General features: G+C 69.7%; 24 protein-coding genes. 5 read left to right on the top strand and 19 right to left on the bottom strand.

What is annotated here, in order from left to right; translation table 11 throughout:
- Positions 1-53: 53 nt before the first annotated feature.
- The 6 genes from hemB to ACQ7HM_RS02120 form a co-directional block, all read right to left on the bottom strand.
- On the bottom strand, positions 54-1,037 hold the full coding sequence (gene hemB / locus ACQ7HM_RS02095) for a porphobilinogen synthase (protein WP_434214581.1): 984 nt from the start codon (positions 1,035-1,037) through the stop codon (positions 54-56).
- Positions 1,038-1,092: 55 nt separating this feature from the next.
- Entirely contained in the window at positions 1,093-2,751 is a 1,659-nt protein-coding gene (locus tag ACQ7HM_RS02100; protein WP_434214582.1) for a uroporphyrinogen-III synthase, read from the bottom strand.
- A 68-nt stretch (positions 2,752-2,819) separates the two neighbouring features.
- A complete protein-coding gene (gene hemC / locus ACQ7HM_RS02105; protein WP_434214583.1) occupies positions 2,820-3,746 on the bottom strand; it encodes a hydroxymethylbilane synthase in 927 nt (308 codons plus the stop codon).
- Positions 3,743-5,095 carry a glutamyl-tRNA reductase gene (locus tag ACQ7HM_RS02110; RefSeq protein ID WP_434214584.1) on the bottom strand — a complete coding sequence of 451 codons (1,353 nt, stop codon included), beginning with the start codon at positions 5,093-5,095 and terminating at the stop codon, positions 3,743-3,745. The genes hemC and ACQ7HM_RS02110 overlap by 4 nt, the downstream gene beginning before the upstream one ends.
- Positions 5,092-5,784, bottom strand: a complete 693-nt coding sequence (locus ACQ7HM_RS02115; RefSeq protein ID WP_434214585.1) for a redox-sensing transcriptional repressor Rex — start codon at positions 5,782-5,784, stop codon at positions 5,092-5,094. Before ACQ7HM_RS02115 ends, ACQ7HM_RS02110 begins: the two co-directional genes overlap by 4 nt.
- 48 nt (positions 5,785-5,832) lie before the next feature.
- Positions 5,833-6,084, bottom strand: a complete 252-nt coding sequence (locus ACQ7HM_RS02120) for a glutaredoxin family protein (RefSeq protein WP_434214586.1) — start codon at positions 6,082-6,084, stop codon at positions 5,833-5,835.
- Between the two features lie 105 nt (positions 6,085-6,189).
- Here ACQ7HM_RS02120 and ACQ7HM_RS02125 point away from each other — a divergent pair, with 105 nt between their 5' ends.
- Together ACQ7HM_RS02125 and ACQ7HM_RS02130 are read left to right on the top strand one after the other, a co-directional pair.
- Positions 6,190-7,332 (top strand): HAD family hydrolase, encoded by a 1,143-nt coding sequence (locus tag ACQ7HM_RS02125; protein WP_434214587.1) that lies wholly within the window; start codon positions 6,190-6,192, stop codon positions 7,330-7,332.
- Between the two features lie 116 nt (positions 7,333-7,448).
- A complete protein-coding gene (locus ACQ7HM_RS02130; RefSeq protein ID WP_434214588.1) occupies positions 7,449-8,351 on the top strand; it encodes a hypothetical protein in 903 nt (300 codons plus the stop codon).
- A gap of 81 nt (positions 8,352-8,432) precedes the next feature.
- Here ACQ7HM_RS02130 and ACQ7HM_RS02135 read toward each other — a convergent pair whose 3' ends face one another.
- From ACQ7HM_RS02135 to ACQ7HM_RS02175, 9 genes are all read right to left on the bottom strand, one after another.
- A complete protein-coding gene (locus ACQ7HM_RS02135; protein WP_434214589.1) occupies positions 8,433-9,584 on the bottom strand; it encodes a lysophospholipid acyltransferase family protein in 1,152 nt (383 codons plus the stop codon).
- A gap of 85 nt (positions 9,585-9,669) precedes the next feature.
- The gene (locus ACQ7HM_RS02140) at positions 9,670-10,728 is read right to left on the bottom strand and encodes an NAD-dependent epimerase/dehydratase family protein (protein ID WP_434214590.1); all 1,059 of its coding nucleotides are present in this window, start codon (positions 10,726-10,728) and stop codon (positions 9,670-9,672) included.
- 89 nt (positions 10,729-10,817) lie between these two features.
- Positions 10,818-10,919: a 30S ribosomal protein bS22 gene (locus ACQ7HM_RS02145; RefSeq protein WP_003402602.1), complete on the bottom strand. Its 102-nt coding sequence runs from the start codon at positions 10,917-10,919 to the stop codon at positions 10,818-10,820.
- A 215-nt stretch (positions 10,920-11,134) separates the two neighbouring features.
- On the bottom strand, positions 11,135-11,428 hold the full coding sequence (locus tag ACQ7HM_RS02150; protein WP_082502166.1) for a helix-turn-helix domain-containing protein: 294 nt from the start codon (positions 11,426-11,428) through the stop codon (positions 11,135-11,137).
- 215 nt (positions 11,429-11,643) lie between these two features.
- Positions 11,644-12,516: a pyrroline-5-carboxylate reductase gene (gene proC, locus ACQ7HM_RS02155; protein ID WP_434214591.1), complete on the bottom strand. Its 873-nt coding sequence runs from the start codon at positions 12,514-12,516 to the stop codon at positions 11,644-11,646.
- Positions 12,517-12,553: 37 nt separating this feature from the next.
- A complete protein-coding gene (locus ACQ7HM_RS02160; protein ID WP_434214592.1) occupies positions 12,554-13,399 on the bottom strand; it encodes a thioesterase family protein in 846 nt (281 codons plus the stop codon).
- Between the two features lie 32 nt (positions 13,400-13,431).
- The gene (locus ACQ7HM_RS02165) at positions 13,432-14,295 is read right to left on the bottom strand and encodes a sugar phosphate isomerase/epimerase family protein (RefSeq protein WP_434214593.1); all 864 of its coding nucleotides are present in this window, start codon (positions 14,293-14,295) and stop codon (positions 13,432-13,434) included.
- On the bottom strand, positions 14,295-15,746 hold the full coding sequence (locus ACQ7HM_RS02170; RefSeq protein ID WP_434214594.1) for a hypothetical protein: 1,452 nt from the start codon (positions 15,744-15,746) through the stop codon (positions 14,295-14,297). Before ACQ7HM_RS02170 ends, ACQ7HM_RS02165 begins: the two co-directional genes overlap by 1 nt.
- A 52-nt stretch (positions 15,747-15,798) precedes the next feature.
- Positions 15,799-16,776 (bottom strand): Ppx/GppA phosphatase family protein, encoded by a 978-nt coding sequence (locus ACQ7HM_RS02175; protein ID WP_434214595.1) that lies wholly within the window; start codon positions 16,774-16,776, stop codon positions 15,799-15,801.
- 55 nt (positions 16,777-16,831) lie between these two features.
- Here ACQ7HM_RS02175 and ACQ7HM_RS02180 point away from each other — a divergent pair, with 55 nt between their 5' ends.
- Positions 16,832-17,662 carry a hypothetical protein gene (locus ACQ7HM_RS02180; protein ID WP_434215605.1) on the top strand — a complete coding sequence of 277 codons (831 nt, stop codon included), beginning with the start codon at positions 16,832-16,834 and terminating at the stop codon, positions 17,660-17,662.
- Positions 17,663-17,788: 126 nt separating this feature from the next.
- Positions 17,789-18,622, top strand: a complete 834-nt coding sequence (locus ACQ7HM_RS02185; protein WP_434214596.1) for a hypothetical protein — start codon at positions 17,789-17,791, stop codon at positions 18,620-18,622.
- A gap of 70 nt (positions 18,623-18,692) precedes the next feature.
- Here the strand turns inward: ACQ7HM_RS02185 and ACQ7HM_RS02190 are convergent, their stop codons facing one another.
- The 4 genes from ACQ7HM_RS02190 to ACQ7HM_RS02205 form a co-directional block, all read right to left on the bottom strand.
- Positions 18,693-19,382, bottom strand: a complete 690-nt coding sequence (locus ACQ7HM_RS02190; protein ID WP_045821892.1) for a response regulator transcription factor — start codon at positions 19,380-19,382, stop codon at positions 18,693-18,695.
- Positions 19,379-20,782: a sensor histidine kinase gene (locus ACQ7HM_RS02195; protein WP_434214597.1), complete on the bottom strand. Its 1,404-nt coding sequence runs from the start codon at positions 20,780-20,782 to the stop codon at positions 19,379-19,381. The genes ACQ7HM_RS02190 and ACQ7HM_RS02195 overlap by 4 nt, the downstream gene beginning before the upstream one ends.
- 179 nt (positions 20,783-20,961) lie before the next feature.
- Positions 20,962-21,303 (bottom strand): GNAT family N-acetyltransferase, encoded by a 342-nt coding sequence (locus ACQ7HM_RS02200; protein ID WP_434214598.1) that lies wholly within the window; start codon positions 21,301-21,303, stop codon positions 20,962-20,964.
- A 34-nt stretch (positions 21,304-21,337) separates the two neighbouring features.
- On the bottom strand, positions 21,338-22,084 hold the full coding sequence (locus ACQ7HM_RS02205; RefSeq protein ID WP_434214599.1) for a phosphoglyceromutase: 747 nt from the start codon (positions 22,082-22,084) through the stop codon (positions 21,338-21,340).
- Positions 22,085-22,246: 162 nt separating this feature from the next.
- On the opposite strand from ACQ7HM_RS02205, the gene ACQ7HM_RS02210 reads away from it, so the two are divergent.
- Positions 22,247-23,803, top strand: a complete 1,557-nt coding sequence (locus ACQ7HM_RS02210; RefSeq protein ID WP_434214600.1) for an MFS transporter — start codon at positions 22,247-22,249, stop codon at positions 23,801-23,803.
- Positions 23,804-23,815 lie beyond the last annotated feature (12 nt).

The following is a 23,815-nucleotide window of genomic DNA, read 5'->3' on the forward strand; positions in this document are numbered from 1 at the left end:
GTGCCCCACCCGTATCCGACGGTGTCCGCCCAGCTCAGGTGGCCGAACGGGGGTCAGCCCAGGCGACGGGCGACCTCGGTGGCCCAGTAGGTGAGCACGACAGAGGCGCCGGCCCGGCGGATCGAGGTCAACGACTCCATGATCGCGGCGTCGCGGTCGATCCAGCCGCGCTCGGCCGCGGCGGTGATCATCGAGTACTCGCCGGAGATCTGATACGCCGCGATCGGGGCGTCGGTCGCGTTCGCCACGTCCCGCACGATGTCGAGGTAGCTCATCGCCGGCTTCACCATCACGATGTCGGCGCCCTCGGCGAGGTCGAGTTCGAGCTCACGCATCGACTCGTCGCGATTCGCCGGATCCTGCTGATACGTGCGGCGGTCACCCTGCAGGGTCGAGCCGACCGCCTCGCGGAACGGACCGTAGAACGCCGAGGCGTACTTCGCGGTGTAGGCCAGGATGCCGGTGTCGGTGTGCCCGGCGTCGTCGAGCGCATCGCGGATGACACCGACCTGCCCGTCCATCATGCCGCTCGGGCCGAGCAGATGTGCGCCCGCGTCGGCCTGGGCGAGCGCCATCGACACGTACCGGTCGAGGGTGGCGTCGTTGTCGACGCGACCCGAATGGTCGAGCACGCCGCAGTGCCCGTGATCGGTGAACTCGTCGAGGCAGGTGTCGGCCATCACCACCGTGGCGTCGCCCAGTTCGTCTCGCAACGAGCGCAATCCGCGGTTGAGGATCCCCTCGGGATCATCGGCCCCGGAGCCGGTCGCGTCCTTGTCCTCGCCGCGCGGCACACCGAACAGCATCACTCCGCCGACGCCGGCGGAGACCGCTTCGGCGGCGGCCGTACGCAGCGATGCGAGCGTGTGCTGCACGACACCGGGCATCGACGAGATCGGCCTCGGCTCGTCGAGACCGTCGGCCACGAACATCGGGAGCACGAGATGCCGTGGCTCCAACGAGGTCTGGGCCACCATCCGACGCATCGCCGGGGTGGTGCGCAGACGACGGGGCCGGATGTAGGGATGCGAGGTCATACCGACCAGCCTACGACGCTGTCATCTGCGACCCGGCCATCTGCGACCGGGCCTGTCAGGACCGCGAGCGACGAGCCTTCTTGCGCGGCGGGGGCAGAGCACCCTCGGCGCGCAGACGCGAGGCGTGCTCGGCGAGTGCGTCGACGAGGTCGGGCACCGACGCAGATTCGGGCTGGACATCGACCCGCAGGCCGAATTCCGTTGCCGTCTCCGCGGTCTTGGGTCCGATGCACGCCACGATGGTGCGCGCGTGCGGCTTGCCCGCGATGCCGACGAGGTTGCGGACCGTGGAGCTCGAGGTGAAGCAGACCGCGTCGAACCCGCCGGTCTTGATCATCTCGCGGGTCGTCGCCGGCGGCGGCGCCGCGCGGACGGTGCGATAGGCGGTGACGTCGTCGATCTCCCAGCCACGATCTCGCAGGCCCTCCGACAGGGTCTCGGTTGCGATGTCCGCGCGCGGCAACAGGATCCGGTTCACCGGGTCGAAGACGTCGTCGTAGGGCGGGAAGTCGTCGAGCAGGCCCAGCGACGACTGCTCGCCGCTCGGGATGAGTTCGGGGTTGATGCCGAAGGTGCGCACCTTCTCCGCGGTGGCCTCGCCGACGCAGGCGATCTTCACGCCACTGAAAGCACGTGCGTCCAAACCGAATTCGGCGAACTTCTCCCACACCGCGCGCACCGCGTTGGTGGAGGTGAACACCACCCACTGGTAGCGGCCGTCGACGAGACCCTTGACCGCACGTTCCATCTGCGCGGGACTGCGGGGCGGCTCGACGGCGATGGTCGGCACCTCCATCGGGATCGCGCCGTGCACCACGAGCCGGTCGCTCATGTCGCCGGCCTGATCCTTGGTGCGCGGCACCAGCACGGTCCAGCCGTACAGCGCGCGCGACTCCCACCAGCTCAGCTTGCCGCGCTGGGCGACGACCTTGCCGACGGTGACGATGAGCGGTCCCTGCAGGCCCGCGCCCTTGTCGTTGAGGGTGGCCAGCGTCGCCTCGATGGTGCGCTGCTGGCAGGTGGTGCCGTTGACGGTGACCGCGACCGGGGTCTGAGCGGCGACACCGTGTTCGGTGAGCGCGCTGGCGGTCTCGGCCAGGTGACCGGCGGTGGCGTGGAGCACCAGCGGGCCGGGTGCGGCCGCGAGCGCGGCCCAGTCGACCTCGCCGCGGACGTCGGCCTCGGTGTGCGACGAGCCCAGCGGCATACCGGCGTAGCTCGGCACCGCGGCGGCGGCGGGCAGACCGGGGATGACCTCGAAGCCGACCGACGTGCGCGCGACGGCGGTGACCTCGGCGAGAACGGAGTCGGTGGTCAGCGGGTCGCCCGAGACCAGGCGGACCACGTCGTCGCCCGCCTTCGCGGCGGCGAGCAGGGTCTTGGCGACCTCACCCGGGTCGCCCAGGGCCGGCCGGATGCGTGCACCCGAGGGGTCCTGGTCGTCCGCGGCGGGCGGGGTGTCGATGGAGGCGTCGTCGTCACCGTCGGCGGACGCGTCGGCCGGTGTCGTCTCGGCGGGCCGGACCACGGGCTCCTCGACGGGGATGTCGGCCCCGATGAGCGCGGTGACACCCGCGGGGACGTCGGCGTCGACGAACACGGTGCTCGCCGAGGCGATGGCGTCTCGGGCGCGAAGCGTCAGCAGTGCCGGATCTCCGGGGCCCGATCCGACAAACAGGATCCGACCCGGACTGGCCTTCTTCGTACGGCTCATTCGTGCGCTCTCCTGACCCGTGCGGGGGTCCGTTGCGTTCGTTGGCTACAGCGAACTGCGTTCGGCGGCTACTGGGAACGCATGACCTCCGCGGCCCCGCGATCCAGCAGTTCTACGGCGAGTTCCCGCCCGAGTTCGGCAGCGCGTTCGACCGGTCCCACCAGCGACGACCGGATCACGTCGGATCCGTCCTCCGCAGCGACCGCAGCGCGCAGCGACAGCTCGGTGAAGATGCGCCCGTCGTCGTCGAGCGACTCCACCACCTCGGCGATCGCTCCGACCGGGGCCGTGCAGCCGGCTTCCAGGGCTGCCAACACGGCTCGCTCGGCATCGACCGCCGCCCGTGTGGGGGCGTCGTCCAACTCGGCGAGAATGCTCACCAGTTCGGCATCGTCGGAGCGGCACTCCACAGCGAGGGCACCTTGTGCAGGTGCCGGAAGCAACACGACCGGGTCGAACGCCTCGGTGACCTCATCGGCACGACCGATACGAACCAGCCCGGCACGGGCCACCACCACTGCGTCGAGTTCGCCGCTGGCGACTTTGCCCAACCGAGAATCTAGGTTGCCTCGTAGGGGGCGGATTTCCAAACCGAGACCCAGTGCGTTAAGCTGCGCGATCCTCCGCGGCGCCGAGGTGCCCACGGTCGAACCCGGCGGCAACTCACCGAGTACCCGGCCACCCGACGCGACCAGCGCATCGCGCGAATCCTCGCGCGGCGGGACGGCGGCGATGGTGAGCACCGGGTCGACCGCGGTCGGCAGGTCCTTGTAGGAGTGCACGGCGACGTCGATGTCGCGCGCGTGCAGGGCGTTGCGGATCGCGGTGGTGAACACACCGACACCGATCTGCTCCACGGGTGCCGCCGACAGATCGCCCGCGGTCGTGATGACGACCAGCTCCGCGTCGTGACCCGCCGCGATCAGCTGGTCACGGATGACCCCCGACTGCGTGGTCGCCAACAACGATCCGCGCGTCCCGATCCTGATCGTCAACGGTCGCTCCCCGTGACCGGCAAACCGGTCTCGGGAGCCGACACGGACTCTGCCGCACCGGGAGTCAGTTCGAACAACTCGCGCAGCGCCTCGGCGTAGTGGTCGCCGTTCGGGGTCGACGCGAGCTGCTTCACCCGCACGGTCGGCGCGTGGAGCAGCTTGTCGACGACGCGCCGCACGGCCTTGGCGACCTCGTCACGCTGCGGGTCATCGAGTCCGGGCAGCCGGGTCTCGAGGCGCATGATCTCGGCCTCGACCATCTCGGCGGCGCGCTGGCGCAGGGCGGTGACGGTCGGGGTGACCTCGGCCTGGCGCTGCAGGGTGAGGTACTCGGCGAGCTCGCCGGCGACGATCGCGCGCGCGGCGGTGGCGTCGGCCGCGGCGGCCTGGGTGGCCCCGTCGGCGCGCAGGCCCTCGATGTCGACGATGTGGACGTGCGGCAGCTTCGCCGCCGCGGGATCGACGTTGCGCGGCAGACCGAGGTCGCAGATGACGAGCGGGGTGGTGCGGGTGCGTCGCGCCAGGGCCGAGTGGACCTCGCCGACGCTCACCAGCGAACCGACCGTGCCCGTACAGCTCACCAGCACGTCGGCCTCGGCGACCGCTGCGGAAAGCTCGGACATCGGGACCGACGTCGCCCGCACACCGTGGTTCTTCGCGACGTTCGCCGCGAGGTGATCGGCCTTCTCCGCGGTGCGGTTGACGATCGACAGGTCGAGAACGCCGTCGCGGGCGAGGTGGGCAGCGGCGAGCGCACCCATCGCGCCGGCACCGAGGACGACCGCCGATCCGATCGCCCCGGGGGTCTCGCGGGTGCCGAGCAGAGCGCGGGCGCGGTCGAGGGCGACCGACACCACCGACGCGCCGGCACGATCGATGCCGGTCTCGGTGTGGACCCGCTTGCCGACACGCAGCGCCTGCTGGGCGAGCTCGTGCAGGACGCGTCCGGCCGAGGAATGCTCGTCGGCGCTGGCGTAGGCCGAACGGATCTGGCCGAGGATCTGCTGTTCGCCGACGACCATCGAGTCGAGTCCGGCGGCGACGGTGAACAGGTGCTCGACGGCGGCCTCGGAGTAGCGGACGTAGGCGTGCTGCGTCATCTCGTTGACGGTCATGCCGGAGTGCTCGCCGATCACCGCACCGACCGCCTCGAGCGCGGGGTGGAAGGCGTCGACGACGGCGTAGATCTCCACGCGGTTGCAGGTCGAGACCATCATGACCTCGGAGATCTGCGGGGTGTCGAGGAGTTGGTCGACCAGCTTGGGCCGGTCGCCGTCGGACACCGCGAGGCGTTCGAGCACCGAGACAGGCGCGCTGCGGTGGGACACTCCGAACAAGAAGATGCTCACACTGACACTGCTTTCTGGGTCGCTGCGCTCGTGGAGTCGCGCCGCGAGGCGTTGAACGCGAGGACCTGGAGTTCGAGAGCCAGGTCAACGGGTCGGACGTGCACCGACGGCGGCGTGTGCAACGCCACGGTCGTGAAGTTGAGGATCTGTCGCACGCCCGCCAGCACGAAGGTGTCGCAGGTCTGCTGCGCGATCGCGTCCGACGTCGCCACCACGGCGATGTCGACGTCTTTCGCCGCGCATTCGGCGGAGAGTTCGGTCATCGGTGCCACGATCATCTCAACGCCCCCGGTACCGAATGTGGTGCCCACGAGGGTGGGATCAGTGTCGAACATCGCAACCACGCGGAACCCGCGCCCGAGTCCGGTGTGGGCGAGAAGAGCCCGTCCGAGGTGACCGGCGCCGGCCAGGGCGACGTTGTGGGTGTCGGAGGTGCGCAGCGCGAGGGCGATGCGGGCGGTGAGGCGGCCGACGTCGTAGCCGACGCCACGCACCCCGTTCGCGCCGACGTGGGAGAGGTCCTTGCGCAGGATCGCGGGGTTCACGCCCGCCGCGGTCGCCAGCTGGCCGCTCGAGGCGACCATGACGCCGTGCTCACTGAACGACCGCAGCACGTGCAGATAGGCAGCCAACCGCGCCACGGAGGCAGCGGGTATCGACGATGTCACGTCGTCGTCGGCATGAGGCACGCGTCGAGGGTATACCGCTTGTGAACGCGTTCACAAAGAAGGGTTGGATCACCTCGCGGCGTCGAGGTCGGCCCGGAGTCGCGGCATGTCCACCTCGCCGTAGCTGTGCTCGCGCTCGTCGAGCAGCACCACGGGCAGCCGGTCGCCGAACTCGGCGCGCAGCCCCGGGTCGTGTGCGGCCGCGGCGTCGACGTCGACGATCTCGAGCGTCGTGTCGTACTCGAGGGAGACCGGGGTCAGCTCGTCGAGCGCGCGGGCGCACGCCGGACAACCCGCGCGGGTCAGCAGGGTGATCACCATGGCGCCGATTGTGCACCCGGCTCCGCCGGGCGCGGGCGCGACGGGGACGCGGTGTCGTGGGCGGGTGCGGCTAGGCTTGGAGGCCGAGGAGCAGGAGGCGATCTGGTGAGCGATACGCCCGGCGACACCGACCCCGAGAGGTCGATGCACACCGGCCCCACCGGCGATGGTGAGCACGAGCCCGACGCCATCCCCCCGGTGCCCGCCGAACAGTCCGTCGACCCCGTGACCAGCACAGGTCCGGTCGGTGGCGACGACCGTGAGCCCGGTGGGACCGTCAGCAACTGGATCTCGTCGCGGGCCAACCGGTCGGCCCAGTCGGGTCGGGTCGGACGGTTCCGTCAGTCCGCCGCCGAACTGCGGCACTCCCTGGCCGGCGAGGCCAGCGCGCAGGCCGCCTACGCCACCCTCGAACGCCGCGGCCGACTCGCCGGACCGCTGCACGACGACGACGAGCCCGGCGCCCCGACCGACGTCCCGCCCGACCTCACCGCCGCCGCCTTCTTCGACGTCGACAACACCCTCGTGCAGGGTGCGTCGATCGTGCACTTCGCCCGCGGCCTCGCCGCCCGCGACTACTTCTCCTACCGCGACATGGCCGAGTTCGCCTGGGCGCAGGCCAAGTTCCGCATCAGCGGTCGCGAGAACGCCGACGACGTCGCCTCGGGTCGTGAGAAGGCCCTGGCCTTCATCGCCGGACGCTCGACGGAGGAACTGCGCAGGCTCGGTGAGGAGATCTTCGACGAGACCATCGCCGACAAGATCTGGCCGGGCACGCGCACCCTCGCGCAGATGCATCTCGACGCCGGTCAACAGGTGTGGCTGGTGACGGCCACCCCCCTCGAACTCGCGCAGACCATCGCCGACCGTCTCGGCCTCACCGGCGCCCTGGGCACCGTCGCCGAGAGCGTCGACGGGAAGTTCACCGGGCGGCTCGTCGGCGACATTCTGCACGGACTCGGCAAGGCCCACGCCGTGCGCCAGCTCGCGGTACGTGAGGGGCTCAACCTCAAGCGCTGCACGGCCTACTCCGACTCCCACAACGACGTCCCGATGTTGTCGCTGTGCGGGACCGCCGTCGCGATCAACCCCGATGCCGACCTCCGCGACGTCGCTCGCGTCCGCGGCTGGGAGATCCGCGACTACCGCACCGCCCGCAAGGCCGCCAAGATCGGCCTGCCCACCGCGGTCCTCCTCGGTGCCGCCGGCGGCGGCGCCGTCGCCGCGGCCCGTCGCCTCCGCGACTGACCGCCCTTCGCGCGACTGTTTCGTCCACGCGCGACCGCTGCAACGGTCGCGGGAGGTGCAGCAGGTCGCGGGAAACGTCTCGGGATCCGATCCGCTGTCGGCCGCGTCCAAACCCCATGACCTCATTTCCCGTCGACGACAACGGCCTCGTACACCGCGACTCCGCCCTCCGCGTCGGCCTGAGTGACAAGCACCTCGCGGCCGCAGTCCGCGATGGTCGCCTCACGCGACTACGCGCGGGGACCTATCTCCTCACGACGCCCTCGTCGCCGGAGCACCGACACCGCCTGCGTGTCGAGGCATCGACGCAGCCCGACACCGTCGTCAGTCACCATTCGGCCGCGGTGATCCACGGCTTCGGCATGCTGCACCCGCCACTGCGCCGGGTCCACACGACGTCCGGCGCGACGACCGGTGGAAGGATCTCCCCCACCCGACATATGCACGCGGGACCGCTCGATGGCGCCGACGTCACCGGCATCGACGGACTCCTCGTCACCTCGGGCGCTCGCACCGCCGTCGATGTCGCGTGTGCCGGTGATTTCGATCAGGCGCTGGTCGTCTTCGACTCCGCGCTCCGCGTCGGTGTTCAGGCCATCGACCTGGCCGCCGAGGTGGATGGTCGTCGGCGCCGCGGGATCGGCGTCGCACGACGCGCGCTGGCCCACGCCGACGGAGCGTCGGCGTCGGTGGGTGAGTCCTGGAGCCGGGCTCAGATGATCACGGCGGGGCTGCCCATCCCGGCTCTCCAGCGCGAGCACACACTCCAGGGACGGCGAGTGGTCACCGACTTCGACTGGGACGACCGACTCGTCGGCGAGTTCGACGGTCAGATCAAATACGGCCGACTGCTGAAACCGGGGCAGCGCGTCGAGGATGTGATCGCCGACGAGAAAGCCCGGGAGGATCTGCTGCGGTGGAGCGACCGCATGGTCGTCCGGTGGATATGGCCGCAGCTGGTGCGGCGCGAGGTCGTGGGGATCATCCGTCCGTGGCTCGATCGGCTGGAATGTGTGTGACCCGATTCCCGCGACCGGCTCTGTCACCAGCGACCAGTGCGACGGTCGCGCGAGGCGGGAACGGTCGCGCGACGCTGGGCGTCAGCCGAAGTAGACCGAGCCGCGGCGGGAGAGCATGCGGAAGAGGGTCTGCTGGATCTCTTCGCGGACGTGGTCGGTGAGGTCGAAGACGACCATGGGGTCCTCGGCGGCCTGCTCGTCGTACTGGCTGGTCTCGATGGGCTTGCCGAAGTGGATGTGCCACTTCGAGGGCAGAGGCACGAGACCGAGGGGGCCGAGCAGCGGGAACGTCGGGGTGACCGGGATGTAGGGCAACCCGAGCACGCGGGCGAGCGGCTTGAGGTCGCTGAGCATGGGGTAGATCTCCTCCGACCCCACGATCGACACCGGGATGATCGGGACGGCCGCGCGCAGGGCGGTGGTGACGAAGCCACCGCGGCCGAACCGCTGCAGCTTGTAGCGGTCCTTGTAGAGCTTGCCGACACCCTTGAACCCCTCGGGCCACACCGCGGTCAGCTCCCCGCCGCGCAGGAGTCGTTCGGCGTCGGCGGTGCACGCGAGGGTCGACCCGGTGCGGCGCGCGAGCTGTCCGACGAAGGGCGACTCGAAGGCGAGATCGGCCGCGAGCAGCCGGAGGAACCGTGCGCGGGGATGGTGGTCGTGGACGGCGACCGAGGTCATCATCGCGTCGATGGGGATGGTGCCTGCGTGGTTCGCGACGAGCAGCGCGCCGCCCTCGTCGGGGATGTTCTCGATGCCGGAGACCTCGACGCGGAACCACTTGTCGAACAACACCCGCATCGCGGGCAGGAACACGCCCTCGGTGAAGTGGGGATCGAAGCCGAAGTCGTCGACCTCGTAGTCACCGGTCAGTCGCTCGCGGAGGTAGCCGGCGCCGGAGATCACCGAATCCGCGACCGCGGACCGCAGTCCGGTGAGACTGAACAGCGGGCTGCCGGTGCGTCCGACGGGGAGGCCCGAGGCGTCGAGGCGGGCGACGACATCGGCGTTGATCGGGGTGATCTCGGCGGTCGTGGCGGCGTCGTCGGTCGGGGTGACGATGCCGGAAGGCGTTGGGGGCGTTGGCTTCTGCTGCTGCGAGGGATGGCGACGACGAACCTGTTCGCGACTGGGGGCGTCGGGTGGGGTCGCGTACAGCTGGATGACCTTGGCGGTCCGTGCGTCGGATGCGCCGTTGCCTTTGACCACTGTGCCGACACCCTTTCGCACCATCAGACGCTGTCCCCCGACAGCGCGTACCAGCCCCCGGCCTGCACTCGCTCGCCCAGTGTAGAAGGTGCGCCGGATCGATGCTGTCTCAGACCAACGAGCGAGCGGTCTCGGCGATCTTCTGTTCGAGGCGATGCCAGGCCCCGGACGACACCACCGGCTCCAGCGGGCGTCGCGCGATGAAATCGTCGAGGGTCTCGAGGCTCGAGTACTTCGGCGCGAAACCCAACTCGGCACGCATCCGGGCGGTGTCGAGGACGCGTCCGTAGGTGAGGTACGACGCCTGGTCGCCGTGCAGGGTCGCGACCCGCATCCCGCGGAACACCCCGGCCACCGACCCCAACAGGTTGGCGGGCACCGGCAGTTCGACACGGCCGGCGCGGCGGATCGCCTGGGTCAGTGTCACGACACCGTCGGCGGCGAGGTTGAACGTGCCGGGGCGGCCGAGGAGCGTGGCGTGCTCGAGGGCGGCCAGGGCGTCCTCCTCGTGCAGGAACTGCAGTCGCGGTTGATAACCGATGACGACCGGGATGATCGGCGACGAGAAGTAGATGCTCATGCGCGTCGAGATCTTCGGGCCGAGCATGGCCGTCGGTCGCAGGATGGTGACGTCGATGTCCTGGCGACGTCGGGCGAGGCCGCGGGCGTACGACTCGACGTCGAGGAGGTCCCGGCCGTAGCCGGTGGTCGGCTCGACGCGGGCGCGGTTGTCCTCGGCGAAGTGCGCGGGGTCGGCGGCGCTGGAGCCGTAGACCATGCCGGTCGACCGCAGCACCAGGCGTCGCACCGACGGCGCGCGCTGACACGCCGCGCACACCTGCATGGCGCCGATGACATTGAGTTCCTTGATGGCGGGCGAGTGCGCCACGGTGTCCATCACCGACGTCGCCGCGTGCACGACGGTGTCGACGCGGGCGTTCTCGATGACCTTGGCGATGGTGGGTCGCCGGATGTCGGCGCGGACGAACTCGGCGCGCCCCATCCTGCGGAGCATGTCTTTGCTGGGGACACGTGCATCGACGGCCAGCACGCGTTCGATCGAGGGGTTCTGCGCCAGGCGGGTGGTGAGGTACCCGCCGAGGAAGGTCGACGCACCCGTCACCAGCACGACCTTCGGTGCATCCGACCGCGCGTTGGCATCGCTCATGCGGTCACCCTAGCCATCGCGGGCGTCGGGTGCAGATATGAGAAAACCCGCCGACCAGCGGCGGGTTTCGTCATCGGTGACCCGGTCGATCACTTACCGAGTTTCCTGCGCTGCACTCGCGTGCGGCGCAGCAGTTTGCGGTGCTTCTTCTTCGACATGCGCTTGCGGCGCTTCTTGATGACTGAACCCATCTCGGGTACCTCACGATCTGACCGAACGCGGTCTGTTATCTGCGAATCACGGGACTGCGCCCGAACCGCGCAGACGCGGGGCCGGTGGCCGTCGAGCACAACAAGGGTCCACGTTACCGTTCGCGGCGCGAGAGATGAAATCCCCGCCGGCGAGACGGACCGCGTGGACGACAGGGGCCGCCGACCTCGGGGCGGCGGTCACCCGCGACGAGGCGTCAGCCGACGTCGAAGTACGACGTCTCGAGGTAGTCGTGGACCGCCTTGGCGTGCACCCGGAACGAGCGCCCGACACGCACCGCGGGCAGCTCGCCGCTGTGGACGAGCCGGTACACGGTCATCTTGGAGACACGCATCAACGCGGCCACCTCGGCGACGGTCAGGAACTGCGTTCCCGAGCCGACAGCATTCAGTTGGCCGCCAGAGGCGGGAGTGCTCGAGCCGCTCGAGGCCGGGGTGACCGGTGACCCGCTGGGGCCGTTCCGGTCGCCGGCATTACTTGCAGGCGCCATGAAATTCTCATACCTCCGGTGCACGCGTCGCGGCCGCGGGCTTCCCCTCCCGCGGACACCAGACACGCACGTGCTCCAGGGAGCTTAGCGTGGCGCGTGGGAAAGATGCGACGTGAGTGGGTAACCATTCTGAGATTGACCAGTTGTCGAACCGATATACGGCGTGTCGCGATCAACCGTCGGCGTGGCGTGGTCACGCGCACGCGCCGGCAGGGTCAGTCGCGGTCGGAGATGTCCGATGTGGAGGACCCGGAACCACCCGAAACGGGCCGCGCATCGGCCGCGGCCATCGACACGCTCGCCGCGACGTTGGCCCGCATGGCCTCGTAGAACGCGTGCCGGAAACCGTTGGCCTCGAGCTGACGGATCGCCTCGGCGGTGGTCCCGGCCGGTGAGGTGACCGCCGCGCGCAGGTCGACCGGCGACACCTTCGCATCGGTCAGCAGCACCCCGGCCCCGCGAATCGTCTGCCCGGCGAGCTCGGTGGCGACGGCCCGGGTGAGCCCCAGCCCGACGCCGGCGTCGATCATCGCCTCGGCCATGAGGAACGCGTACGCCGGTCCCGACCCGGACAGCGCGGTGACCGCGTCCATCTGTTTCTCGGCGACCACGACGACCCGACCGACCGACTCGAGCAACCCGACCACGGTCGCGACGTGCTCCTCGGTCGCGTACCGACCGGGCGCGACCGCCGACATCGCCTCGTTGACGAGCATCGGGGTGTTCGGCATGACCCGCACCACCGGCGCACCGGCGGGCAGGGTGTCCTCGTAGCGCCGCGTCGGCAGACCCGCCACGAGGGTGACGGTGAGGCGTTCGACCTCGGCGTTGTCCTCCACCGCGGCGACCTTCGCGACGACGGCGTCGACATCGGCGGGCTTGATGGCGAGCACCACGATCGCCGCGCCCTCGACCGCGTCGGCGACATCGGTGACCCGGACGCCGTACTCCTCGACGAGTTCGGCCCGCCGCTCCTCCGATTTCTCCGCGACCACCAGGTCGCGGGTCGGTCGGCCCGATCGGATCAGTCCGGCGAGCAGCGCCTCCCCGATCTTGCCGCCGCCGATGATCGCCACCCGCTGAGTCACACGTATCCCTCTCGTCGCTGATTCCGACACCAGCTGATCACGGTGCGCCCTCCGGGATCAACGCGAGCTGCCGCGACTGGGCGACCAGCGCGCCGGTGGAGTCGATCACCCGATGGTCCTCCTCGAACCAGCCGGCGCCGACCTCACTGGTGGACGACTCGATCCGCAGCCAACCCGGCGCAGGTGCGCGACGCAGATACGAGGTGAGCTGCAGCGTCGGGGCCCAACCGAAGAGACCGAGGTTCATCACCACGGGCGCCGACAGGTCCCCGCACAGCACGGCGAACGCACCGTCGGGATCCGACCCGGTCGGGCGGGCCCAGATCCGCATGAGCGGTGCGCCGGTCTCGCCGCGGGTCATGGGTGTGGTCGCGGGGTCGTAGGCCATGTCGATGGCACCGGTGAGGTGCACGATGTCGGCCATCACCGAGTCCTTCGTCCACTCGACGTCGGCGGGTGGTTCGACGGGCATCTCGGTCATCGGCTGCGGCGCGACGTACTGCGGATCGGCGGTGTCTGGACGGCCGAGCGTGATCGACGACGACACCCGGGTGCGCCCGCCCTGCACGATCTCCACCTCGACGAGCGAGATCCGACGACCTCGTTTGCGCACCCACACCGCGACCTCGACCTCGGCGGGGTCGGGGGCGCCGAGGAAGTTGCTGGCGACCGCGATCGGGGCAAGGTCGGCGGGGACGTCACCGGGCTCGGGCGCGGTGTCGGCGAAGGCGCGCAGCGCGGCGTACGACGAGATGGCCTGCAGCGCACCGCCGTGCACCTTGCTGCCGATGGTGAACACCGGGTCGATGGTGATGAGGTAGGTGCGGCGGTCGGCGGATGCCTCCGCGGTGTCGCTGGGGCGTAGGTCGGCGAGCCGTTTCACCGGCGGTCTCCTTCGGGTCGGGATCGGGCCCATCACGATCGCGAGAGGTGCTCGCGTGCGAACGCGAGCGACCGGGCGAGGATCTCACTGCGTTCGGGTTTGGTGCGCGCCGAACCCGTCGTGACCTCGAGCACCACTCCCCCGTCGAAGTCGCTCTCGGCGAGCCGACGGCACACCTCGACGCAGGGTTGGTTGCCGTCGCCGGGCACGAGGTGTTCGTCGACCGCGGCCCCGACACCGTCGGTGAGGTGCAGGTGGTTGAGGTTCGAGCCCATGCGTTCGAAGAGGGCGAGGGCGTCGACGCCCGCGGTCGCGGTGTGCGAGAGGTCGAGTGTGTAGTGCGCGAACCCGTCGTCGGTGGGGTCGATGGACGTGCCGAACGCGGAGACGTTGATGCCGGGTCCGCCGCGGCGTTGCATCCGCTGCGCGGCCTCGTCGTACTTGCCGAACACGCGGTCGGCGCGCATCGGGAACATGTTCTCCACCGCGACCGCGACACCACTGTCGGCCTCGAGTTCGGCGACCAGCGCCGAGAACTGCTTCACGTAGCGACGCTGCCATCGGAACGGCGGGTGCACGACGACGGTCGAGGCACCCAGTTCCTGCGCGGCGGTCACCGATCGCGCGAGTTTGGCGATGGGGTCGCGACCCCAGACCCGCTGCGAGATGAGCAGACACGGCGCGTGCACCGACAACACCGGCATGGCGTAGCGGTCGGAGAGGTAGTGCACGTGGTCGATGTCCTGGCTGACCTGCTCGCCCCACACCATCAGCTCGACGCCGTCGAAACCCAGTTCGCTGGCGTATTGGAACGCGGCCTCGGTGTTCTGCGGATAGACCGACGCGGTCGACAGTCCGATGGGGATGTCGACCTTCACCGGCCCCCGATCGGCCATCAGTTGCCCGAGGCGAGCAGGGCGAGGGGTCCGATGGTGACGACGAGACCGACGGCGAGCGCGAGCAGCGTGCTGATCAGGTCCTGGCTGCGGCGGACGACGTGCACGAACGTGACGAGTCCGAAGATGACGACCACGCTGAGCACCAGCGCGAAGTAGACGTTCCAGCGCCACAGTTCGGTGAAGCCGAGGAACAATCCGACCCCGATCACCAGGCCCGCGAGGACCTGCAGACCGAGGACGACCCACTGCCGCGTCGGGGACGGCTCGTCGTCCTCGACGGCCCGACGCGAGGCCCGGGTCGATGCCGGCGCGGTGTCGTCGTCCGTGTCGATGTCCTCGGCCGGTCCGGTCGAGGCGGCGCCGAACGCGGAGGTGGCGCCGAACGCCGAGGTGGTGGCGCCCGAGGGCGCGGCGTCGGTGTCGTACCCGCCGAGCTGCGCCCGATCGAGATCGACCACCTCGGTGTCGGGATCGTCGTGCACCTGCGGCTCGACGTGGTCGTACGGCAGGTCGACCGGCGGGAGCTCGTCGAGGACCGCGTCGTCGCGGACCGTGTCGCGCTCGGGTTCGGGCGCGAAGCGATAGGGGTGATCACGGGGCGCCTCGGTGACCGGATCGGACTCGGTCTCCGGGGCGGCAGGCGCGCGATCGCCGGTCAGACGACGCAGCGCACCACGCAGACCACCGGTCTTCGCCGGCGGCTCGACCTCCTCGGCGGGGATGTCCTCGAAGTTGCGGTAGCGCTCGAACGCCCGCTCGCGCTCCTCGGGCGAGAGGTCGTCGAGATCGTCGTCGGCGGGCAGGGTCGGCCACGCCACCAATGGGGCGTCGTCATAGCGCGGGATGATCCCGGTCGCCTCCTCCCCGTCGGCCCGACCGGCATCCGATCGACCCGCGTCGAGGCGGTCGCGGACCGCGCCGGCGCTGATGTCGCGGGTCGGCGGGTGCACCGGACGGTCGGTGTCGGGCGCCGACCAGCGAACGGTGTCGGCGACCGGGGGCCGACCCACCGGCGGCTCGGAGCGCGGGAACGGATCGGGGTCGGCAGCCGGGCGCGGCACCTCCGACCGGGGGAAACGGCGCGAACGCGGTTCGTATCGCGGGGTCGTCGAGGGCGCGATGTGCGCCTCGGCGGGGTCCGGGACGAACGACGACTCCGCGGCCAGGGTGGCGTCGTCGGGCACGGCGTCGCCGGCGGTCACGTCATCGAACGCGGTCGCGCGGTCGATGGCGGCGAAGCTGCCCGAATGCGCCGAGCCGCCACCGATGCGGGGCTGCTCGCCGGTCAGTTCCGACACCGAGAACGAGCCGGCGCCACCGCGGCGTCGACGCCCGCCACCGGAGTCGCGGCCGGCGTTCGCGGCATCGGCGGCATCCTCTTCGGCTCGGCGGGCGAGAATCTCCGCGACCGAGATCGGGCGCGAATCCGGATCGGGTTCTCTTGCCATCACAGTGCGCCCTCTCTCAACACAAGGCCCTTTCTCACGAGTGGATCGTCGATCATCGGGTGCCGACGTGGGAGCCGGACGCCCGCGGATCGGTGAGAGGCGCCATCGGCTCCACGTCGAGCCTGCGGAGGATCACACCCTCACGCAGCGCCCAGGGACAGATCTCGAGGGTATCGACCGACAACGCCCGCATCGACGCCTCGGCCACCAACGCGCCGGCGACCAGCTGACCGGCGCGGTCGTCGCTGACGCCCTCGAGTTCGGCGCGGTCGCGCACCGACATCCGCGAGATGAAGGCGATGAGCTGGCGCAGACCGTTGCTGGTCAGGGTCCGGGTGACGCGGGGACCTGCGCTCGACGGCGCGGCACCGGTGAGACGCGCCAGCGAACGGAAGGTCTTCGAGGTCCCGACGGCGAGATCGGGGGCACCGGCGTCGGCGAGCGCCTTGGCGGGCCCGGCGAGCTCGGCGTCGAGCCAGTCGCGCAACACCGCGACGCGACGCTTGCCGGGCGGGTCCTCGGTCAGCCATTCACGGGTGAGGCGGCCGGCCCCCAGGGGCAACGACAACGCGACGTCGGGTTCCTCGTCGACACCGTTCGACAACTCCAGCGACCCGCCGCCGATGTCGAGGGCCAGGATTCGTCCGGCGCTCCAGCCGTACCAGCGGCGTACCGCCAGCGACGTCAACCGCGCCTCGTCCTCGCCGGTGAGGACCTCCACCTCGACGCCCGTCGCGGCGGCGACCTCGGCCAGCACCCGGTCGCAGTTGGTGGCGTCACGGACCGCCGACGTCGCGAAGGCCATCACCTGTTCGCATCCCGAGGTGCGGGCGATGGTGGTGAACTCGTCGACCGCCTCGACCAGCGCACGGGCACCGCTGTCGGACAGGCGACCGGAGCCGTCGATCTGCTCGGCCAGGCGCAGCGTCGATTTCGTGGAACTCATCGGAGTGGGGTGCCCACCGCGATGGGCATCGACCACCAACAGGTGGACGGTGTTGCTTCCCACGTCGAGAACTCCTAGGCGCACGCAGTACAACCTAGTGCGTCTACCGTTGACTGTTGTGCAGGCAGCCACCGACAAGATGACACCCGCTCCGGAGGTCGAACTCGACTTCCCCCGGGAATGGTTCGATTTCTTCGATCCCGACGACCCCGAACACCTCATCAGCGCCGACCTCACCTGGTTGCTGTCGCACTGGACGTGCGTGTTCGGCACGCCCGCGTGTCAGGGCATCATCGAGGGCCGCGAGAACGACGGATGTTGCAGCCACGGGGCGTATCTCTCCGACGACGACGACCGCAAGCGCCTCGAGTACGGGATGTCGATGCTGACCGCGGCCGACTGGCAGTTCCACAGCAAGGGTTCCGGCAAGGACCCGCTGGGCAAGCGCGGGTACCTCGAGGAGGACACCCTCGACGACGAACCCGCCATCAAGACGCGGAAACACAAGGGCGCGTGCATCTTCCTGAACCGTCCCGGTTTCGCCGGTGGTGCGGGATGTGCGTTGCACGCGATGGCGCTGCGCAAGGGAATCGAGCCGCTGACCGTGAAGCCCGACGTGTGCTGGCAGCTACCGGTGCGCCGGGAACAGACCTGGGTCGACCGCCCCGACGGCACCCAGATCCTCAAGACGACGATCACCGAGTTCGACCGTCGCGGTTGGGGTTCGGGCGGCGAGGATCTCGAGTGGTACTGCTCGGGATCGCCCGACGCCCACGTCGGCGCGACGCAGGTGTGGCAGTCCTACGCCCCCGAGCTGACCGAACTGCTCGGTCAGGCCGCCTACGACGAGCTCGCCGCGGCCTGCCGTCGTCGCAACGGACTCGGCCTCATCGCCATCCACCCCGCCACCGCCGCGGCCACCACCCGCCGCGACACCGACATCAAATACGTCGAGCTCGACGCTGAGTAACGTCTCTGCCTGCTGAAAACTGCCCCGAGAGAGGATTCCGAGGGCACATTCCCCTCGAGACCCCTTCTCGGGGCAGTTTTCCGCTGCTCGCGGAACCACCCCGGGCACGGCACCGTCGGAATCGGCATGCACAGCCACGTCTACTCACGTACTGAACTCCTTCACCTCGGTCACGGCGACGCCGCGATACGGGCGTCGATCCGGGCGGGCGACCTCATCCGCCTTCGGCGAGGGTGGTTCGCGACGGCGACAGCCGATCCCGACATCGTTGCCGCGGTCCGTGCGGGTGGTGTGCTCGCCTGCGTGTCCGCCCTCCGTCACCACGGGCTCTGGATCCCTCCGACCGAACAGGGACTCCACATCCGTTTCTCGCGCCACGGTGAACGATCGCGTCGCCGCAGGTGTCAGGGGTACGGACGGCCACATCCCTTTGTCGGCGCGGTCGACAGCATCCCGATCGCGCTCGACTGTGCCGCGCGATGTCTCGATCGGGAATCGTGGATCGTCATCGCCGACTCCGCACTCGCCACGCACGGATGGTCACGGACGGAACTCGCGTCGACCATGCCTGCGTGTCCCGCGCACGTCCGTCGCTGGCTACGCGACTGCGACTCGCGATCGCAATCGGGAACCGAGTCGATGGTGCGCCTGCGACTCCGCGCGCTCGGCTACGCGGTCGAGGTCCAGCCGGAGATCCCCGGCATCGGGCGGGTCGATCTGCGCGTGGGGCGGCTGCTCATCGAATGCGACAGCAAGGAACACCACACGAGCGCAAAGAACTACCGCAACGACCGCCGACGCGACCGAGTGGCACTCATCCTCGGGTACATCCCGATGCGCCCGACGTACGAGAACGTCGTCTACGACTGGGACAGCCTTCTCGCCGACATCGAGTCGATCACCCGTCCTGACCGCCACCGACACCGTCCCAGCCGAAAACTGCCCCCAGACGCGGCCTGAAGGGGAATGTTCCCTCGGACCGCGCTCTCGGGGCAGTTTTCAGCAGCAGCGGCAGGAAAGCGAGACCCGCCTAGGGCTCGAGCTTGTAGCCCAGTCCGCGGACGGTGACGAGGTGTTCGGGGTTGCCGGGGTCGGATTCGATCTTCGAGCGCAGGCGCTTGACGTGGACGTCGAGGGTCTTGGTGTCGCCGACGTAGTCCGCGCCCCACACCCTGTCGATCAACTGACCGCGGGTGAGCACCCGACCGGCGTTGCGCAGGAGGTACTCGAGGAGGTCGAACTCCTTGAGCGGCAACGTGACCGGCGATCCGCCGACCTGGACGATGTGGCGGTCGACGTCCATGGTGACCGGGCCGGCCTCGAGCAGGCCACCGTCGATACCGAGGTCGTCGCCGGTGTCGACGCCGCGTCGCAGCACCGCGCGGATCCGGGCGATGAGCTCGCGCGCCGAGTAGGGCTTGGTGACGTAGTCGTCGGCGCCGAGTTCGAGGCCCACCACCTTGTCGATCTCACTGTCGCGCGCGGTCACCATGATGACCGGCACGCTCGACTTCTGCCGCAGCGCCTTGCAGACCTCGGTCCCCGAGACGCCGGGGAGCATGAGGTCGAGCAGCACGATGTCGGGCGACACGCGTTCGAACTCGCCGATGGCCCGGGTCCCGTCGTTCACGACGGTGGTCTCGAAGCCCTCCTTGCGCAGGAGAAATGCGAGCGGATCGGCCAAAGACTCCTCGTCTTCGACAATCAGGACATGCGTCACCGGTGGGATTCCTTTGTCTCGAGAACCCGTGTGGACGGGTTCGGGGTGTGGCTGAGGGCGGTGCGGGCGCGGGCGGCGGGTCCGTGCGACGAGGCCTCGGCGCGGGGTGTGGTCCGACGCGGTGAGCGGGCCTTCGGCACGGCGAGCGTGAAGGTCGAACCGGTGCCGGGTTTGCTCCACAGCGTGATGGTGCCGTCGTGGTTGGCGGCGACGTGTTTGACGATCGCAAGCCCGAGTCCGGTGCCGCCGGTGGCGCGCGACCGCGCCTTGTCGACACGGAAGAACCGTTCGAACACCCGCTCCTGATCGCGCGGTGCGATGCCGATGCCGCGGTCGGTGACCGCGATGGCGACCATGTCCTCGCCACCGGCGACGACGCGGCGGCTCACCGACACCGGCGAGTTGGCGGGCGAGTAGGCGATGGCGTTGGCGATGAGGTTGTTGAGCGCGGTCAGCAGCAGCGTGCGGTCCCCGCGGACCACGAGCCCGCTGGGCGGGTCGGTGGTGAGCGAGATGCCCGCGGCCTCGGCGCCGACCTGCGCGCGGTGGATGGCCTCGTCGACGAGGTCGTCGACGTCGACGTCGTCGGCGTCGGGCAACTTCTCGGCCCCCTGCAGCCGCGACAGCGCGATGAGCTCGTTGACCATGTTGCCCATGCGGATCGACTCGGTCATCACCCGCTCGCCGAAGTGGCGGACGGCGTCGGGGTCGTCCTGCGACTCCAGCAGCGCCTCGGTCAGCAGGCCGATCGCACCGACGGGGGTCTTGAGCTCGTGCGACACGTTGGCGACGAAATCGCGGCGGGTCGCCTCGAGGCGCACGTTGTCGGAGTCGTCGTCGCCGTAGACCACCGCGTACCGCTCGTTGCCGTCGGTGACCAGTCGGATGATGCAGCGCACCGCGACCGGCGGGTTGATCGCGCGGCCGGTGGAGACGAAACCGTTGATGGGGTGGTCGGGGACGAGCTCGACGTCGCAGTCGACACCGGTCTCGAGAACCGAGCGCGCGGCCTGCCACACGTGGTCGTCGAGGAGGTGATCGTGGACGAGTCCGAGTGCGTCGGCCCGCTTGTTGAACAGCACGACGTCGCGGTGTTCGTCGACGACCGCGATACCGGTCTCGGTGGACTGGACGATCAACGCCAGCAGCGCAGCCTTCGACATGCGTCCGTCGACGGTCTCGGTGCCGGGCTCCAGGAGTTCGGCCGGCCCCCCGATCTGATGGCCGAGGTCGGCGTTCTCCCCCGGCTCGATGGCCTCGGGTTCGCTGCTCGTCGCACTGCGCAGGGTGCTGACGGCGTCGGCGGTGCGCGCCGCACCCCGTCCGAGCCGCCAGCCCACGACCGCGGCCACTGCGACCGCGAGGACGGCGATCACGATGACGACCACCGTCGAGGTCATGTCACCCACCGTGCCCGCCGGGCGGCGAGCTCACTCCTGGCTGAACGCGACACTCCGCAAGAATGCGTGCTGCGCCCGCAGGTAACAAGCCAGGTGGACCTTGTTGGGATGGTGTTCACCGTGATTTCGCCCTCCCGCCCTCGCTTTCGCCGCAGCGGTGGTGGCGATCACGCCGATCGTCAGGCGGGCGCCATCATCGGGGCGTACGCCGGGTTGTCGTGGACGAAACCGCGGACGAACGAACAGACCGGCACCACCGGCCGCCCGGTCCGACGGATGTCGTCGAGCACATGGCGGACGAGGGCCGCACCGAACCCGTGGTGGGTGTACCGGTCGAAGATCACGGTGTGGGTGATGACGACCTGGTCGACCTCGTTCAGATAGTCGAGGTAGCCGACGAGTTCGTCGTTGCCGTGAGCGTCGCGGACGAACGCCTCGTACCGCTCCTGCGCGACCGAATGAGCGAACCGGACCTGTGGCGTGTCACCAGCACCGGACGACGGGGTTGTGATGTGGGCCATAGCCCACGATACCGCCGTTTTGGACGGATCGTGGCTACTTCTTCTCCCCCTGGGCGGCGACCGCGGCAGCTCCGGCCTCGGCGGCCTCGGGATCGAGGTAGGCACCCTCACCGATGGGCATGAGGTCGTCGCCGAGGTCGTAGCGACGCGGGTTGCCGGTCGGGATGTTGAGCCCGGCGATGTCGGCGTCGGAGATCTGCTCGAGGTGCTTGACCAGGGCGCGCAGCGAGTTGCCGTGCGCGGCGATGAGCACGGTCTTGCCCGCCCGGAGGTCCTCGGCGATGACCTCGGTGAAGTACGGGATCATCCGCTCGACGACGTCCTTGAGGCACTCGGTCAGCGGCACCTCGTCGAGATCGGCGTACCGCGGGTCGGCCGACTGGCTGTACTCGGCGTCGGGCTCGATCGCCGGCGGCGGGGTGTCGTAGCTGCGGCGCCACAGCATGAACTGCTCGTCGCCGTACTTCTCCTTCGTGGCCGCCTTGTCGAGACCCTGCAGGGCGCCGTAGTGGCGCTCGTTGAGGCGCCAGTCGCGGACCACGGGGATCCAGTGCCGGTCGGCGGCGTCGAGCGCGATCTGCGCGGTGGCGATCGCGCGACGCAGCAGCGATGTGTAGAGCACGTCGGGCAGCAGGTCGTGCTCGACGAGCAGTTCCCCGGCGCGTTTTGCCTCGGCCCGCCCCTTGTCGGTCAGGGCGACGTCCACCCACCCGGTGAACTGGTTGGACTCGTTCCACACGCTCTCGCCGTGCCGCATCAGGATCAGGGTTCCGGTAGCCATGCCGAGCAGTTTTCCACACGCGGGCGCACACCTCCGCGGACCGCGAGGGCACCGGCGACGGCGACGTCCGATTATTCCCGCGTGTCCGCTTTATCCGTATGTAGATGTCGTCACACGAAATCGGATTGATTGCGCTCCACCACTACGTGCATGATGCAAGTAATGAGTACTTTACGCCTGGAGCCCACGCGCAAGCCCTCCCCGACGATGCTGATCGCGGTGCTGTGCTTCGGCGGCCTGTTGGCCTCCTACATGCAGACCCTCGTGGTCCCCATCGTCGGCCTGCTGCCCACGTACCTCCACACCTCCGCCGACAACGCGTCGTGGGTCATCACCGCCACCCTGCTCGCGGCCGCGGTCGTCATGCCGATCGCCGGTCGCGTCGCCGACATGTTCGGCAAGCGCTCGGTGATCCTCGCCAGCATCGGCCTCATGGTGATCGGTTCGGTCATCAGCGCGGTGTTCGACTCGCTGATCCCGGTCATCATCGGTCGCGGCCTGCAGGGCATGGCGATGGGCGTCATCCCCGTCGGCATCAGCCTCCTGCGTGACGAACTGCCGCCGAACAAGATCGCCGGCGCGATCGCGACCATGAGCGCCACCCTCGGCGTCGGTGGCGCCATCGGCCTGCCGGTCGCGGCCTGGATCTCGCAGAACTACAGCTGGCACGTCCTGTTCTGGACCTCGGCCGCACTGGGTACCGTCGCCTTCCTGTTGGTGGTCACCCTCGTGCAGGAGTCGCCCGCCCGCTCCGGAGGCACCTTCGACACCGTCGGCGCCGTCGGCCTGACCATCGCACTCGTCTGCCTGCTCCTCGCGTTGAGCAAGGGGCGGTCGTGGGGATGGACCAGCGACCTCACCCTCGGCCTCGTGGCGGCCGGACTGATCGTCTTCGCCGCGTGGGTCGTCTACGAACTGCGCACGAGTTCGCCGATGGTCAACATCCGGGTCTCGGTGACGCCGCGGGTGGCCCTGACCAACATCGTCTCGGTGGTCATCGGGTTCGCGCTCATGGGCATCAGCCTCGCGTCGCCGCAGCTCCTGCAGCTCCCCCACATCCCCGGTGTCCTCGACTACGGCATGGGCCGCAGCATCATCGAGGCCGGCCTGTGGATGGCCCCGGGTGGCCTGATGATGATGTTCCTGTCGCCGGTCTCTGCGCGACTGAACGTCAGCATCGGCCCGAAGTTCACGCTCCTCATCGGCACCATCGTCATCGCCCTCGGCTACGGCCTCGCGATCGTGGCCGCCGCCGCGCCGTGGCAGGTCGCCCTCGCGGTGATGGTCACCAGCTCCGGTGTGGGTATCGCGTACTCGGCCATGCCGTCGCTGATCATGTCGGCGGTCCCGCTCAGCGAGACCGCGTCGGCGAACGGGTTGAACTCGCTGATGCGCTCCATCGGTACGGCCATCGCCTCGGCCCTGCTCGCGACGATCCTGGCCAGCTCGACGGTGAACATCGGACCGACGAGCGTCCCCGACCGGTCGGCCTTCCAGATGGTGTTCATCATCGGCGCCGTCGCGTCGCTGGTGGCCGCCGCACTGATCCTGCTGATCCCCGGCGACAAGAAGAACGCTCTGCCGGGCGCGCAGCCGGTCGACCTGCCCGAGCACAAGGATCGTCCCGACGAGTCGATCGCCGAGGAGATCCTCGGTGGCGAGCTGCCGGTCGACGGCAGCGCCGAGTACGGCCGCCACGCCGCTCCCGCCGCCCGGTAGTCGAGGGACCCG

It is taken from the genome of Williamsia sp. MIQD14, assembly GCF_051025635.1.
In the GTDB taxonomy this organism is placed as follows: domain Bacteria; phylum Actinomycetota; class Actinomycetes; order Mycobacteriales; family Mycobacteriaceae; genus Williamsia_A.